Below are 13,791 nucleotides of genomic sequence, written 5' to 3'. Positions count from 1 at the left end.
TATCGTTCTCCTATAATAGCAGCCAGACGCGAGAACGATCGTTCTCCTCGGGGGTCGGGGCCGAAAGATCGCGAGCCCAGCCATGTTCGTCCCACCGAACGCAGTACCGCCGGCTCAGACCGGAGGGCTTTGCCGCCGAACGCGGGCGCTGACAACGACCACCGCGCAACCGCCCACACCCGCGGCTCCGTGCCGGTGCGCCGCCGCAGCCCTGCCGGCGCGGGAGTGCCGGGTCTCCGAAGCCCGCCATTTCGCCCGCGCCCTCCTGGCCCTGTGGGGTGTGGCCGGGGACGACCTGGACTCCGCCGTCCTCGTCGTCGGCGAACTGGCCGGCAACGCCGCCCGGCACGGCCGCGCCGACATGACCCTCACCCTGACGCTGACCGACCGCGTCCTGGGCATCGAGGTCACCGACTGCGGCAAACCGGACGAGCGCCTCCATCCCCCACGCGCCGACGACGAACACGGCCGGGGCCTGGCCATCGTGGAACACCTCGTCGAAAACCTCGACACCCGAGAAGAACCACGCCGCCGCACCACCCACGCGACGCTGCGCCTCGGCCCGACGACGGCTTGCGTCAACCGGTGCTCCCCCACGCGCCGCTGACGCCGAGCCGGGTGTGGGAGGCGCTGGTCGCGGTGTGCGGGTTGTGCGCCGCTTCCGTTGGCCGGGCGCGACTGTCTCGAGTCGCTCCCGGTGCGGTGGCATCGGGTCACCGACCGCGGGATCCGCATACCGCACTTACGACCACGAGGCGTTGGGTCCCTTCGTGGGTAATCCTCCGGCGTCGTCGCCCGGGAGGGGGAATTGGGGGGTGCACCAGCGCGCACTGGATCGCGTCGACATCGGCCCGTTGGTCCTGCCGACCGGCTACCCGACGCCGGCCGTCCTGCGTCGCACCGGCCGCGGCCGATTGGAGACGCGGCTCGGAAACCGCGGAGTCCGCGGCGCCGAGGCCCTGGCCGAAACCGTTCCGGACGCGGCCGAGCGCCGGCGCACCGCCGTCCCCGGGGAGAGGTTCACCGCGCAGGTGATCCACACCCCTCGCGAAGGAGGTGACGGGCCTCAACGAGCGGACCCTCGGAGATCTACAAGCTCACTGCGGCCCGCTTTCGCGAGCACGGACTCGCCGAAGTGATCTCCAGCCTGCCCGGAATCGGCCCGCTGTCGGGCGCCGAGTGCCTCGCCGCCACCGCCGGCGACATGAGCCGCCACGGCAACTCCGACCGCCTGGCCGGCGTCGCCCCGGCCCCCGGGGAATCCGGCAGCGGCGACGGCAACCGGCACCGCCCCCGGCGCCATCACCGCGGCTTGCAACGCGTCTTCCGTACCTCCGCACTCATCGGCATTCGCAACCGCGACGCGTCCCGCCGCTACGACGAACGCAAGCGCGCCGAAGGGAGGCGGAACACCCGGCCGTCCTCGCGCTGGCCCACCGACGGGTGAACGTCCTGTGGGCCTTGATCCATGACGGACGGTGCTTCCGATGAACTCCCCATCACAGGCGCAGCTTGACAACGTCATGGGGTGGAGGGCGACGTGGTCTTCGAGCCGGATCTCGGCCTGCTCGGTGGCCCACCGGGCCACAAGCTCGGCCGGCGACGATGTCCGTCCGGTTCACGCCGGCGGGGCCCCGGTCGTTGTCGACCGGAACCGCACCGAGGAGGATCCCGTGCCGGTTGATGTCGTTCGCGGACGCGGCAAAGGAGTGCCGGCCCGGGTGCGGGCCGGGGATCCGTTGCTCAGGTGGGGCGGCGCGCCAGCTCCGAACGCAGTGTGTCGTTCTCGGATCTCAGGCGTTGGAGTTCTTCTCGCACCGGGATCAGGGCCTCCTGAAGTTCGGCTGCCGTGTAGCGGGGGGTGATGTGCTGTGGGCAGTTCCAGTCGTAGGCGTGGACGTGTAGCAGCGCGAGCCGCTCGATCCGGGTGCGAGGGGTTGTGGGCATGGTCCGGGCCCGGAGTTCGGGATGCTGGTCCGGATCGAGGAGTTGGATGCTGCCGAAGATCTTCAGGCGCTGCCGGTGGGCGTAGTCCATGAGGAACACGGAGGCCCGCTTGTCCGTGGTGAGGTTGCCGTGGCTGATGTACTGCCGGTTTCCTCGCAGTTCCGCCCAGGCGAGTGTGGTCTCGTCGATGGCGTGCACGAATCCCGGGAGGCCGCCCCGGTACTGCACGTAGGGCCATCCGCTGCTGCCGGCGGTGGCGAGGTAGAAGCCGTCGCGTTCGGCGATGAACGCTTCTTCGGCGGGTCCCAGGACGTCGTTGTCGAAGTCGGCTTCCTCGAAGCGCTGCATGGCGCGTCTGCTGCCGTTCGCCCGCTGTGCTTCCTTGACCTCGTCGGTGAAGGCGATGCGTGCGTAGTGCTGGGGCATGCGCTCTCCTTGGTGACTGCGGCATGGTGGGTCGAGGCGTGGGTGTGCGGCGCGTCGTAGTGGGGTGGCGACGGTGCGGGATGGGCAGGCCGGCGGGTGCCGGCCTGCCCGGCGCGGCGGTTTGGTCAGTTCAGGACGCGCCCGAGGAAGCCGCGGATGTAGCCGGCGATGGTGTCGAGCTGGTCTTCGAGGGCGAAGTGGCCGGCGTTCAGGAGGTGGATCTCGGCGTCGGGCAGATCGCGACGGTACGCCTGGGCTCCGGCGGGGCCGAAGATTTCGTCGTTGCGGCCCCAGACGGCCAGCAGGGGCACCTGGGTGGTGCGGAAGTACTCCTGGAAGGCGGGGTAGGCGGGGATGTTGTTCTTGTAGTCGCGGAAGAGTGCGAGCTGGATCTCGGCGTTGCCGGGCCGGTCGAGAAGTGCCTGGTCGTGCGTCCAGGTGTCGGGGCTGATCAGGGTGGTGTCCTTGACGCCGTGGGTGTACTGCCAGTGCGTGGCGTCGGCGGTCAGCAGGGCTCGCACGGCGGGTTCGGTGTCGGCGCCCGGCTCGGTGGCGTAGGCGAACAGAGGCTCCCAGAAGGGGGTGAAGCCTTCCATGTAGGCGTTGCCGGACTGGGTGATGATCGCGGTCACCCGGTCGGGGTGGGCCTGGGCGATCTTGAGGCCGATGGGTGCGCCGTAGTCCTGGATGTACAGGGCGAAGTTCTGCAGCCCGAGGTGGTCGAGCAGTGCGAGTGTGACCGCGGTGAGGTTGTCGAAGGTGTAGTCGAAGGCGTCGGCGGAGGGGGCGGAGCTGCGTCCGAAGCCGATGTGGTCGGGTGCGATGACGTGGTACCGGTCGGCGAGGGCGGGGATCAGCTCGCGGAACATGTGTGAGCTGGTCGGGAAGCCGTGGAGCAGGACCAGGGTGGGGGCATCGGCGGGTCCGGCCTCGCGGTAGAAGACCGTCTGGCCTTCGATGTCGGCGAACTTGTGCTGGGTGGTCATGACATGCCCTTCGTTGTCAGGCGGGTGGAAGGATCCGGCACGGGGGTGTCGGAAGTCTGGGTGGAGGCCGGCTGCGTCGCGGCGCCGCGGTCGGAGTCGGCCGTGCGGTCGCGCAGCAACAGCACCAGGGCGAGAAGGGGTGCCGCGGCGATGCCGGCGAGCAGCGTGGTGTAGCTGCCCGTCCAGGCGTGCACGGCGCCGCCGGCGGCGACGCCGATGGCTGCGGCGCTCTGATGGACGAGCCACGCGCGCGCCATCGACCGGCCCAGCCGGCTCGCGGGGCTCTTCTCGGTGAGTGCCGCGACCGTGAGGGGGATGGTCGCGAAGCTGGAGAGACCGAACAGGAGGGTTCCGGCGAGAACCAGGGCCGGCCCGGGCGCGAAGGCGAGCAGGAGCAGCGCGAGCGTACGCAGTGCGTGCAGTGCGTAGAGCAGGCTGCGGGGTGCGGTACGGCGCAGCAGGAGGCCGGTGGCGATCATGCTTGCGAGGCTGGCGGCGGCGGCGAGGGCTGCCAGGTTTCCACTGGCGGCCGGGGTTGTGCCGTGGTCGATCGCGTACTGGGGCAGGGCCAGCATGACCATGTACAGCGACAGGGCGTGCAGGCCGAACGTGATGGTCAGGGTCGGGGAGCCCGACCGCGGCGCCTCGCCGGCCGAGTTCGCGGGTGCGGGGGGAGGGGACGCGCCGGGAGGCTCTGTGGGGATGGCCAGCAGCAGCGGGACGACCAGCACGGCGGCGCCCGTTCCGAGGAGGGTGTAGGTCGTCGGGATGCCCTGTGCACCGGCGAGGAAGGCCGCTGCCGGTACGACGAGCAGCTGTCCGATGTTGATACCGGCGGTGATGATCGTCAGAGCTGTCGCCTTCCGGCGTGGGAACCAGCGGCTCACCAGCGCGGAGACGGGCGGCGTGCTGGAGGCGGCGAAACCCGCGGCGCCGAGAACGCCGTAGGCCAGCACGAACTGCCACAGCTGCGAGGTCAGCGACAGCAGCAGTTGGGCCGCGACCAGCAAGGCCATGCCGGTGAGCAGGACCCGGCGTGCGCCCCACGCGTCCACCGCCCGGCCCACCAGCGGCTGCAGAAGCCCGGTGAGTGCAGTGTTCAGGCCCGCGACGGCGCCCAGGGTTGCCGCGCTCCATCCGTGCTCGGCCGCGAGGAAGGGGAACAGCGCGCCGGCTGCGAAGTTCATGCCGAAGGCCGCGGTCATGCAGGCGAGCCCCGCCAGGAGCGCAACGTGTCGACGCCTCAACAACATCGTAACCCCTTCGGATGCTTGTACCGGTTATCTCGGTTCGAGGTAAGCACGCTTCTGCTAACCTGTCAAATGTGTCTGAATGGTTATTCGGGAAGTGGGTGTCGTGGTCGTGACGCAGCAGGGCGAGACCGAACCGGAGGCGCGGCTGGCGGCGATGGGGTGGCCCGGGCGCCCTCTCACGGACGAGCCGTTGGCCGCCGACCTGATCAATACGCGGTGGCTGGCGGGGACGGATGAATACGACCTGCTGGAGGAGGACGCGCTCACCCTGGCCTGGCTGGACAAGCACGGCCTGGACACGGGGGCTGCCGCGGCCGACGTCCGCCGCCACCTGCGCGAGGCCCGGTCCGCCCTCGCCGCCGCGGTGGCGGATCCCTCGGACACCGCCGCCCTGAACCGCATCCTCGATCACGGACGCGTCAGGCTGTCCCTCGAAGCCGAAGGGGCGATCGAAACCCCGGAGGTGGGGGACGCGGCACGCCATGCCGCCTGGATGTGCGCACGCGACCTGCTGCGCGTGACGACCGAGGCACCGGGGCGCATGCGCAAGTGCGCCAACCCGCCCTGCCCGCTGCACTTCGTCGACACTTCACGCAAGGGGGAAAGACGCTGGTGCTCGATGGCACTGTGCGGCAACCGGGCCAAGGCCCAACGCCACCGCACACGCCATCACGTCGCCACTTGAGCAGAGACGGGCGGCCGCAGATCCGCCTGCTCGAGACGCCGGGGACGGTGCGGAACACCGACGACACCGCCTTCGAGGACGGACTCGCCACAAGCCGCGCCCACTTCGCCGTCCACGGACACCCGGCGGCGCCCAAACCCGCCGCCATCAACGGCCACCCCGTCGGCCCTTTCCTCGCCAACTGCCGAAGGCCACTCGAAACCCGCAAAAACCCCGAACGACGGCGCCAACGCTGGGCACGGCCGGCCGAGATCGACGGAACCCCACCGGACGGCCGACCCCGCCGCGCGGTGGTCGCTGGACCGGCAACGCATGCTCGCCGCAGTACGCCTCCACGTCGAAGCCGGCGGTCACGTCGACGACCTGGCGCCTGGCTGGGTACACCGTCGGCGGCGAAGACGTCGGAGCCTGGCTGCAGCGGCAACGACGCGCCTGGGCGGACCTGTCACCGGCGCAGCGGGAGGCGCCGGCGGGTGTGGGCGTCGACGTCACCGAACAGAAGGAACGGCCGGCTGCCTTGGCGTCGGCGTCGCGGGCGGACCGGTGGACCCTCACCCTCGCCTCGGCGGCCGCGTTCCGGGAGCGCGAAGGCCACCTCACCGTGCCCCGCAAACACGTCGAGGCTGTCGAACACGACGGCCAGACGCACCAGATCAAGCTTGGGGTCGCCCTCGCGAACGCGCGGCAGCGACGGGCCACATACCCACCCGAGAAACTCGAAGCGCTCACCGCGCTCGACATGCGATGGACATGAGGTCGGGCATCGGGGCGGGTGGGCCCGAAGTCGCGTTCGGCGTCAGTCGAACGTGCGGTGATCCCGATCCGGGCCACCACACGCGTCGATGTCGCTCCGGCGGTCAGTCGGTCGTGGCGCGCGAGCGCACCGGGGTCTCGCTGTCGGGCGTCGGCAGCCGGTGCTCGGGAAGAGGGTCGTCTGTGGGAGTGGTGGTACGTCGAGCAGGGGCCGACGGCCGATCCCGGCGCGGCGACGAGCATCCGCACCGCCTTGCCCCTCGCGAGTCGGCCACTTGGTGGCGTCCACTCATCCGCTCGCTGCTGCCGGTCGACGCGTTGGACGGCTTCCACCTCGCGTGCCGCCCGTGGGCGCTGGGGCGGGTGGTCGGTGCGCCGCTATGGAAGGCCGCCGACGGGGACCGCCAGTGCGGTCGCTTCGGCTTCGGTCTCGCGGGTCACCGGGATCTTCGGTGTGCGGTACCGGTCGAGGAAGACGAGGGCGATGGCGGGGACGGCCAGGTAGAGCAGGAGGACGACGAGTGCCTGTGTGGTTCCGTGGCCGTCGAGGTAGATGGTGTTGCGGAAGCCGAGGAGAGCGGTGTGGCGTCGGCGTCCGGTCGGGCTGCCGGTGGTGGCTCTGAGCATCGTGGCGGCCATGTATCCGCCGACCAGCAGCGGGACGAGCATCAGCGACTCGACGAGGCCGAACGGGTCCTTCTCGGCGAGCGGGTGCGGTGCGTACTGCTTGACGGTGAGCGGCTGCCCGAGGCTTCTGGCGGCGATCTCGAAGTTCGCGGCCAGGTCGAGGGAGGCGAGGCCGCTGAGGGTCGGCACGACGAGCAGGGTGTCCTCGCAATCCGGCGCACCGGCTCGGACCGGGCCGCGTCATGGCCCACGGTCAGGTGGTTGCCTCGGCCCGGGTAGCGGTGCCTCAGGCTTCATGCTCCTGATGCACCGCCCCCGGGGCTCTCCCCGCAGTCCCTCGCTCCGACGGCGGCTGTGCCACGGGTGTTCGCGATCGAGTCGAACGTCGGTACACCCCGTGCCGAGCGTCGGTTGTCAGGAAGTCGCGGCCGCCACTTCCACCGTGCACAGGTGGTCCATGCGGAACAAGGCCAGTTGCGCGTTTGTGGCACTCGCGTCGGTGATCAGCGTCCAAGGGCGGGTGAACGACGCCCACCAGTTCGACTCCGCGCGGCCCAGCTTCTGCGCGTCGGCAAGTACATAGACCGCACGCGAGCGTTCGACCATCAGCTGCTTCAAGGACGTCTGTTCCGGCCGTGCCTCGCAGATACCGCGGCCCGCCACCACACCGTCCGCGCCCAGGAAGACCGCGTCGGCCGTCAGTTGCGACACCATCGATTCGGCCAGTGGGCCGACCATCCCCAGGCTCAGGCGCCGCAGTGCGCCGCCGATGACGATCAGTTCGATCCCCGGTGCCCCGGCCAGAATGTCGACGGAAGTCAATCCCGGTGTGGCGACCGTCAGTCCATCGTGGGTCGCGAGCCGGGACGCGAGCGCCCCCACCGTGGTACCCGCATCGAGCAGGACCAGACGACAACCCGCAACGTGCGCCTCGGCAGTGCGGGCGATCGCCGCCTTCTCGGCGCGAGCGAGCGTCTCCCGTTCCTGCAGGGTCTGCTCCTCCGCGCCACCGGACAAGAGCGCGCCACCGTATGTACGAACGATCTCACCAGCCCCCGACAGCTGCGTCAGGTCCCGACGGACGGTCGACTCCGATACTCCGTACCGTTCCGCCAGTTCCGACACCGACAGCGGGCGCATTCGCAGGAGGTCGCGGATCTCCTGGCGCCGCTGCGCTCCGCTCATGCCGCGTTCCCCCCGGCTGCGGCACCGGCGGTCGAACCGCCTCGTAGCGGCGCCAGCTCCACGGCTTGTCGAAGGGCCTCCACCATCGATGCCTCGTCGGCGCGGCCGGTGCCCGCGATGTCGAAGGCGGTCCCGTGGTCGACGCTGGTGCGGATGACGGGCAGGCCGACGGTGATGTTGACGCCCGCGTCCAGGCCGAGCACCTTCACCGGCCCGTGTCCTTGATCGTGGTACATGGCCACCACGAGGTCGAAGTCACCGCGAACGGCACGGAAGAACACCGTGTCGGCAGGGAGCGGGCCCTGGACGTCGATGCCCTCGGCTCGGACCTTCTCGATCGCAGGGACAACCTTCGTCTCCTCCTCGCCCTGTCCGAACAGGCCGTTCTCGCCGGCGTGCGGGTTGATGCCGCACACCGCGATGCGGGGCTCGGCGATGCCGGCGGCGACCATCGTCTCGTACCCGCGGCGGATGGTGCGCTCCACGAGGCCCGGCTCGATTTTCGCGACTGCGTCGATCAACCCGATGTGGGTGGTGACGTGGATGACGCGCAGCTTCGGCGCCGACAGCAGCATCGACACCTCCTGGGTGCCGGTGAGTTCGGCAAGCAGTTCGGTGTGGCCCGGGTACTTGTGCCCGGCCGCTTGCAGCGCCTCCTTGTTCAGGGGCGCAGTGCAGATCGCGTCGACTCGCCTCTCGGAGGCGAGCCTGGTGGCTGCCTCGACATACCGGTAGGCGCCCTCGCCGGCCACGGGTGACAGTTGTCCGAACGGCAGGTCCTCCGGGATGTTCGCAAGGTCCAGACAGTCCACGGTTCCGGGCTGATAGATGCCGTCCTCGGGGGAGGCGACCGGGTTGACGCGAAGATCGACACCTGTCAGCTCGGCCGCGCGGCGCAGTCGGGCCGCATCGCCAACCACGAAGGGAAGGAAAGGCAGCAAGGCCGCGGAGCCCCCCAACGCCTTGACGACGATCTCCGGTCCGACGCCGGCGGCGTCTCCCATGGTGATGGCGATGATAGGCCTGGGCATGAGTCTTCCTTCAGGATCGTTTGCGTAGCACGGATGTTACGGGTCAGGAGGTGGCGGTCGCGGCGGCTCGTCCCCGCAGCATCCGGGTGACGCGCAGCAGCGTTCCCGGATCACCGAAGGCCCCTGCCTTGGTGATGACGGTCAGCCCCCCTGGTGTCCGCAGGCGTACCACCCCGGGCTCGACCTCGCCCTCGACTTCGAGTGTGTGCACGCCGATCGCGAGCAGCACGGCTCGCGCGGTCTCCCCGCCCGTGGCGACAAGGGCTCCTGCGGTATCCAGGCCGGCGCGCGCGACCTCGGCCAGCGCCGCCACGAACTGCTGGGCGCACTCGGGCCGGACGGCCAGGGCGGGGTCGGGGAAGACGACCGCGTCGTAGCCCGCCGCAAGTGTGCTGCGCACTTCGCGCATCGCCCTCGCGGCGTCGCCGGGCGCGGTCGACACCTCGACCGGTACGGCGGGCAGTTCCTCCATCAGGGCGTGGCGCTGGGCGTGCGCCTGCTCGCTGCGGCTGCCGATGCAGACGAGCGCCGGCCCCGGGACCGAAAGGTTCGTCATGGCCGCGGGTGCCGCGGGGGTTGACGCCGCATCCGCGTCCGTCCGCAGCGGGTCCAGCCTGTGGGCCATGCCGCCGGACCCGACCAGCAGGACGGGCAGGTTTGCAGAGGCTCGGACCGTGAGCGCGAGGTCGTCGTCGGTGACAGCGTCGACAACCACCGCGTCGACGGTGCCGACCGCTGCTGCAAGGGTGCCGGCCGGGTCGCCGTCCCGGAGTTCCGCCAGGCTCAGCAGCGCCACCCTCAGTCCTGCGGCTTCCAATTGCTCGACGAGTGGACGGCGGCCGGGGTGTCGTTCCTGGACGGGTTCGCCTGCGATGAGTACCTGGCCGTCGACGACGGTGCGTCCCGTGGCGGGGAAGGCAGGGGCGACAACCGCGAGGTGACGCGCCCCCTCTCGTTCGTGCAGGGCCGATAGGCAGCCGCCGATCTCGGGACCTACGTTTCCTCGCAGTGTCGAGTCCATCTTCTTGTAGATCAAGGTCTGCGGAGCCGACCGGCGGATGGCCGCTGCGGCCCGCCCGGCAGCGATGTCCGGGCCGGCGTGACGGGAGTCGATGTCGATCGCGACGACCCTCGCTCGCGGCCACTCCGCCTCCGGGTCCAACAGCACCACCGTGTCGGCGCGACCCGCGAGTGCGACGGCACTGTCCGCCGCACCGGACAGGTCGTCGGCGACGATGAGCAGGGAGGGAGGTGGCGAGGACAACGGGGTGATCAAGGCATTTGGCGGTATCCGGCTCATGGGCCTGTGCTCCCGTCGGTTGCCGCGGCGTCGGCGGTCGTGGTCTTGGCGGTCGTGGTCTTGGCGGTCGTGGTCTTGGCGGGCACGTCGTCGTCGGCGAGCGCCTCCGGCCGCACCCGCTGCAGTCTGCGGTGGTACGCGGCAGTGATGACCGGTGTGAGCAAGGAGGTGACCACCACGGAGGCGGCCACCAGCACGGTGGCCTTGTCCGCTGCTTCCTTGTAGACGGGATTCGCCGCTGCGACGAGCGCGGGCACGGCAGCTGCGTTACCGGCGGTGCTGGCGGCCGCGAGGCCGGGCAGGCCGTTGCCGCCGAGCAGCCTGTCCGTCACGAAGAGGGTGCTACCGCTGACCGTCAGGACGAACAGGCCGAGCCCAAGGCCGAGCAGGCCGGCCGTCCACACCGCGCCCAGGTCGATACCGGAGCCGAGCGCGAAGCCGAAGAACGGGATGCACACCGGTACGGCTGCGCCGAGGAAGCGGCGCATGTCCGGGTCGAGATTGCCCAAGGCCATGCCGACGACGAGCGGCAGGATCGCACCGAGCATGGTCTGCCACGGGAATGCGGACAAACCCGCCACACCCAGCGTGAGCATCGTGAGGAACGGACCGGACTCCAAGCTCATTACCGAATATGCCACCGTGTCCTTCGGCTTGCCGAACTGTCCCATCAGGGCCATGTACAGGCCACCGTTGGTGTCGTTGAGCGCGGCCACGATCGCCAGGGTCGATATACCCGCGAACATTCCGCCGTCCACCGGGGCCTCGCCCAGGAAATGGCCCGCGATGACGCCGATCACGACTGCGACGCCGGCCTTCACGGACAGGAGCGCCCCGCCCTTCTTCAAGATATAGGGCGTGGTGCGCAGTTCGATCGTGGCGCCCATACAGACGTAGAACAAGGCCAGAATCGGCAGCGCGCCGGTGAAGAGCGCACCGGTGAACGAGCCGAAGAACTTGCCCGTGCCGGAGTAGACGGTGTTGATCGCAGCGCCCGCCAGAAGCGGTACGAGCATCATCCCGCCGGGCACACGCTCCAGGCCCTTCTTGATCGGTACAGACATGGTGTGTGTCCCTGCCTTCCGTCGGCCCCTCGGAGTGTCGGCGACACGCCACATCCCTCCCTCCCGAAGAAGGGGAGCCGCGACACTCGGCTGATGCGTGGACATTAGCCACGCGTGCGCGCTTCGCGCAAGATGCTCGAAACAAGCAATCCTGAGAGCGCCTCTTCCAGGGCACGAACATGACAATTCGGAATATGCCAGCTACCTGGCGTGCGCTGCGGACACCTGTCTTGCCGCGCTTCGATCACTGTTGCGCACTTCGCGCAGGCAGGGTCTCCGTGGTGCGGCCGCGCGAACCTCCCGCTCAGCGCGCCCCCTCCGCCGCGCATGAATGCCGCTGGATCGGCACGATCGGGCACGAGGCCCTCGACTACAACTGCCACCGGTCACACCGATCACGAGACAAACGCCCCCGAGGCCCAGGAACAGCCGGGGGTCAGTTCCACGATCGCTCTGCATCCGATGAGCAAAATCAATGCGTTCACTCGCGATGGCACACCTGGTCCTACGATTCCAAACGTTTACCAACAAGGGTTGATTCGGCAAAAATCGGATTATCCTTCCCGTCTCCATGCAGGGCAGTCGGCCTCATGGAGGCGATGAGCAGGCCTCGCCGTCGATGATTGCAATGTTGGAAATTGTTGATGTATGGTGCTTCAATCGACCACGAGGGCTGGATGTCGGAGTCCCTCGGACGGCGCCATGACCTCGATCGAGGCACCCAAGGGGAACACTGCCACCGTCGCGTAGGCAGGAGCGGTTCCGCCTGCGCCGGAAAGTCATTCCCTCCAGAAGGAACAAAATTGATCCTATAAATGGTCAAACCATCCAGTCGACTGCAAGCCGAGCCCGACCTTTCCGGAACCGATTCCAGGTGCAGTCACGCACCGTCCGGACAACCACCCCGGCGCGCCGGCGATCGGACGAAACGGCGCGGTAGGTCCGAGTGTGCAGCAGGCCGCGCCGTACCGCATCGACAGCGAGACGACACCGGCATGGCAAGAGATCGCCGAGCAGGAACCCGGGTCCTTCGCTCGAGAGCCGTGTCGAGCGCTCCCGAACGGAGCCGCGCAGTCGAGGCGTACCCCGGTGAGCGGCAGCCCCCTCTCGTGCTGCCGCGGACCGGCGAGGCACTTCGAGCCCGTCCAGACCGACCCACCACAATGTCCCCGACCATGCAAAGGCGCCTTTCCATGCAGTCACCCATACGTATCGGACTCGTCGGCTACGGGTTCGGTGGTCGCTTCTTCCATGCCCCGCTGATCGCCGCCGAGCAGGCCTGCGACTTCGTGGGAGTGGTCACCACTTCGCCCGAGCGCCGTGCCCAAGTGGCCGAGCACTGGGACCGGCCGACCTACGATTCGCTGGAGCACCTGGTGCGGGCGGGCGCCGAGGCGGTCGCCGTCTCCACTCCCGCGGCCACCCATGTCCCGCTCGTGCGGCGGGCGTTGGAACTGGGATTGGCGGTGGTCTGTGACAAGCCGTTCGCCCTCGACGCGGCCTCCGCGCGTACCACGGTCGAACTCGCGGAAGAACTCGGCCGTCCGCTGACGGTGTATCAGAATCGGCGATGGGACTCCGACTTCCTCACCCTGCGCGCACTCCTCGAGGGCGGTCGGCTCGGTACGTTGGTGCGGTACGAGTCCCGCTTCGAGCGCTTCGCCCCCGGGCAGGCGGTGCCCCTCGCGGGCGGTGGCACGCTCGTGGACTTCGGCAGCCACCTCGTCGACCAGGCTCTGGTGCTCTCCGGGCCGGTCGCGAGCGTGTACGCGGAGATGCATCGGCGCGACGACACCGCAGGGCTCGACGACGACGTCTTCGTGGCCCTCACCCACCGCAACGGGGTGCGGTCCCACCTCTGGGGCAGTTGGCGACAGGGCTCCCCGGGCCCCAGGATGCGCGCCACCGGAACCACGGGCACCTTCGTCGTCGACCGCGTCGACGGCCAGGAGCAGGCACTGCTCGCGGGCGCGACTCCCGAATCCGAAGGGGACCACTGGGGTCGAGAGCCCGAGCAACACCGGGGCCACGTACGGCGCGGGGACGTCGTCGAGCCCGCTTCCCCCGAGCGCGGCAGATGGGATCTGTTCTACGCCGGTTTCGCCGCCGCCGTCCGTGGGACGGGCCCCGTGCCCGTCGACCCCTGGGACGCCGTGGCCACCGCCACCGTCCTGGACGCCGCCCTGAGCAGTGCCCGCGAGGGGCGAGTGGTTCAACTGCCCTGACTGCACACGGGACGCCATCGCAGGCCGACCCCCGCCGGCATCCGTCAGACCAGGCAGAACTCGTTGCCAGAGGACACCAACGCAGGGCGGCGAGGGATGCCTCGATGTGCCGGCGCGCCATGCGCGCGAGCAGCGATCGAGCGGCGGCGTGCCCCGGTTCGGCCGTGCGGCGCTCTGTCATCGCACGGGCGAACCGGGCACATCCTCCCACGGCAGGTGCTCGGCCTCCGGTTCGCGATCGATCACGTGTCCGGTGGGCGCTGTCAACGCTCTCTGAAAACTGACCCCCTGCGGGTCTCGGAAAATTGA

General features: G+C 69.6%; 13 protein-coding genes. 5 read left to right on the top strand and 8 right to left on the bottom strand.

The genetic code is table 11. The features are described 5' to 3' along the window. Nucleotides 1-82: 82 nt before the first annotated feature. Nucleotides 83-607 carry an ATP-binding protein gene (locus OG948_RS59310; protein WP_331773345.1) on the top strand — a complete coding sequence of 175 codons (525 nt, stop codon included), beginning with the start codon at nt 83-85 and terminating at the stop codon, nt 605-607. Nucleotides 608-1,135: 528 nt separating this feature from the next. Further along, nucleotides 1,136-1,447 carry a transposase gene (locus tag OG948_RS59305; RefSeq protein WP_331773344.1) on the top strand — a complete coding sequence of 104 codons (312 nt, stop codon included), beginning with the start codon at nt 1,136-1,138 and terminating at the stop codon, nt 1,445-1,447. 296 nt (nt 1,448-1,743) lie between these two features. Here OG948_RS59305 and OG948_RS59300 read toward each other — a convergent pair whose 3' ends face one another. The 3 genes from OG948_RS59300 to OG948_RS59290 all read right to left on the bottom strand — a co-directional run bounded on the left by OG948_RS59300 (nt 1,744) and on the right by OG948_RS59290 (nt 4,612). Next, nucleotides 1,744-2,373 carry a pyridoxamine 5'-phosphate oxidase family protein gene (locus tag OG948_RS59300; RefSeq protein WP_331773343.1) on the bottom strand — a complete coding sequence of 210 codons (630 nt, stop codon included), beginning with the start codon at nt 2,371-2,373 and terminating at the stop codon, nt 1,744-1,746. Nucleotides 2,374-2,498: 125 nt separating this feature from the next. Further along, a complete protein-coding gene (locus OG948_RS59295) occupies nt 2,499-3,359 on the bottom strand; it encodes an alpha/beta hydrolase (protein WP_331773342.1) in 861 nt (286 codons plus the stop codon). Next, entirely contained in the window at nt 3,356-4,612 is a 1,257-nt protein-coding gene (locus OG948_RS59290; RefSeq protein ID WP_331773341.1) for an MFS transporter, read from the bottom strand. Before OG948_RS59290 ends, OG948_RS59295 begins: the two co-directional genes overlap by 4 nt. Nucleotides 4,613-4,691: 79 nt before the next feature. Here OG948_RS59290 and OG948_RS59285 point away from each other — a divergent pair, with 79 nt between their 5' ends. Both OG948_RS59285 and OG948_RS59280 read left to right on the top strand, forming a co-directional pair. Then, entirely contained in the window at nt 4,692-5,297 is a 606-nt protein-coding gene (locus tag OG948_RS59285; RefSeq protein WP_331773340.1) for a CGNR zinc finger domain-containing protein, read from the top strand. Nucleotides 5,298-5,772: 475 nt separating this feature from the next. Continuing rightward, entirely contained in the window at nt 5,773-6,051 is a 279-nt protein-coding gene (locus OG948_RS59280) for a helicase associated domain-containing protein (protein WP_406300862.1), read from the top strand. Between the two features lie 377 nt (nt 6,052-6,428). Here the strand turns inward: OG948_RS59280 and OG948_RS59275 are convergent, their stop codons facing one another. The 5 genes from OG948_RS59275 to OG948_RS59255 form a co-directional block, all read right to left on the bottom strand. After that, on the bottom strand, nt 6,429-6,866 hold the full coding sequence (locus OG948_RS59275) for a hypothetical protein (protein ID WP_331773338.1): 438 nt from the start codon (nt 6,864-6,866) through the stop codon (nt 6,429-6,431). Nucleotides 6,867-7,091: 225 nt separating this feature from the next. Further along, complete coding sequence (locus OG948_RS59270) at nt 7,092-7,862, bottom strand: DeoR/GlpR family DNA-binding transcription regulator (protein WP_331773337.1); 771 nt, start codon at nt 7,860-7,862, stop codon at nt 7,092-7,094. Then, a complete protein-coding gene (gene pdxA / locus OG948_RS59265; protein WP_331773336.1) occupies nt 7,859-8,893 on the bottom strand; it encodes a 4-hydroxythreonine-4-phosphate dehydrogenase PdxA in 1,035 nt (344 codons plus the stop codon). Before pdxA ends, OG948_RS59270 begins: the two co-directional genes overlap by 4 nt. A gap of 43 nt (nt 8,894-8,936) precedes the next feature. Next, on the bottom strand, nt 8,937-10,193 hold the full coding sequence (locus tag OG948_RS59260) for a four-carbon acid sugar kinase family protein (protein WP_331773335.1): 1,257 nt from the start codon (nt 10,191-10,193) through the stop codon (nt 8,937-8,939). Further along, nucleotides 10,190-11,257: a 2-keto-3-deoxygluconate permease gene (locus tag OG948_RS59255; RefSeq protein WP_331773334.1), complete on the bottom strand. Its 1,068-nt coding sequence runs from the start codon at nt 11,255-11,257 to the stop codon at nt 10,190-10,192. The genes OG948_RS59260 and OG948_RS59255 overlap by 4 nt, the downstream gene beginning before the upstream one ends. A 1,193-nt stretch (nt 11,258-12,450) precedes the next feature. Here OG948_RS59255 and OG948_RS59250 point away from each other — a divergent pair. Beyond that, entirely contained in the window at nt 12,451-13,482 is a 1,032-nt protein-coding gene (locus OG948_RS59250) for a Gfo/Idh/MocA family oxidoreductase (RefSeq protein ID WP_331773333.1), read from the top strand. Nucleotides 13,483-13,791: the final 309 nt, after the last annotated feature.

Source organism: Embleya sp. NBC_00888, assembly GCF_045207655.1.
Lineage (GTDB): Bacteria > Actinomycetota > Actinomycetes > Streptomycetales > Streptomycetaceae > Embleya.
The sequence above is the reverse complement of the archived record's forward strand: the minus strand, read 5'-3'. Positions and strand labels throughout refer to the sequence as shown.

Coding starts and splice junctions, on each gene's coding strand:
- OG948_RS59270 (WP_331773337.1), bottom strand. CDS start 7,862: ATGAGCGGAGCGCAGCGGCGCCAGGAGATCCGCGACCTCCTGCGAATG.
- OG948_RS59310 (WP_331773345.1), top strand. CDS start 83: ATGTTCGTCCCACCGAACGCAGTACCGCCGGCTCAGACCGGAGGGCTT.
- OG948_RS59260 (WP_331773335.1), bottom strand. CDS start 10,193: ATGAGCCGGATACCGCCAAATGCCTTGATCACCCCGTTGTCCTCGCCA.
- OG948_RS59300 (WP_331773343.1), bottom strand. CDS start 2,373: ATGCCCCAGCACTACGCACGCATCGCCTTCACCGACGAGGTCAAGGAA.
- OG948_RS59295 (WP_331773342.1), bottom strand. CDS start 3,359: ATGACCACCCAGCACAAGTTCGCCGACATCGAAGGCCAGACGGTCTTC.
- OG948_RS59285 (WP_331773340.1), top strand. CDS start 4,692: ATGGTTATTCGGGAAGTGGGTGTCGTGGTCGTGACGCAGCAGGGCGAG.
- OG948_RS59255 (WP_331773334.1), bottom strand. CDS start 11,257: ATGTCTGTACCGATCAAGAAGGGCCTGGAGCGTGTGCCCGGCGGGATG.
- OG948_RS59290 (WP_331773341.1), bottom strand. CDS start 4,612: ATGTTGTTGAGGCGTCGACACGTTGCGCTCCTGGCGGGGCTCGCCTGC.
- pdxA (WP_331773336.1), bottom strand. CDS start 8,893: ATGCCCAGGCCTATCATCGCCATCACCATGGGAGACGCCGCCGGCGTC.
- OG948_RS59250 (WP_331773333.1), top strand. CDS start 12,451: ATGCAGTCACCCATACGTATCGGACTCGTCGGCTACGGGTTCGGTGGT.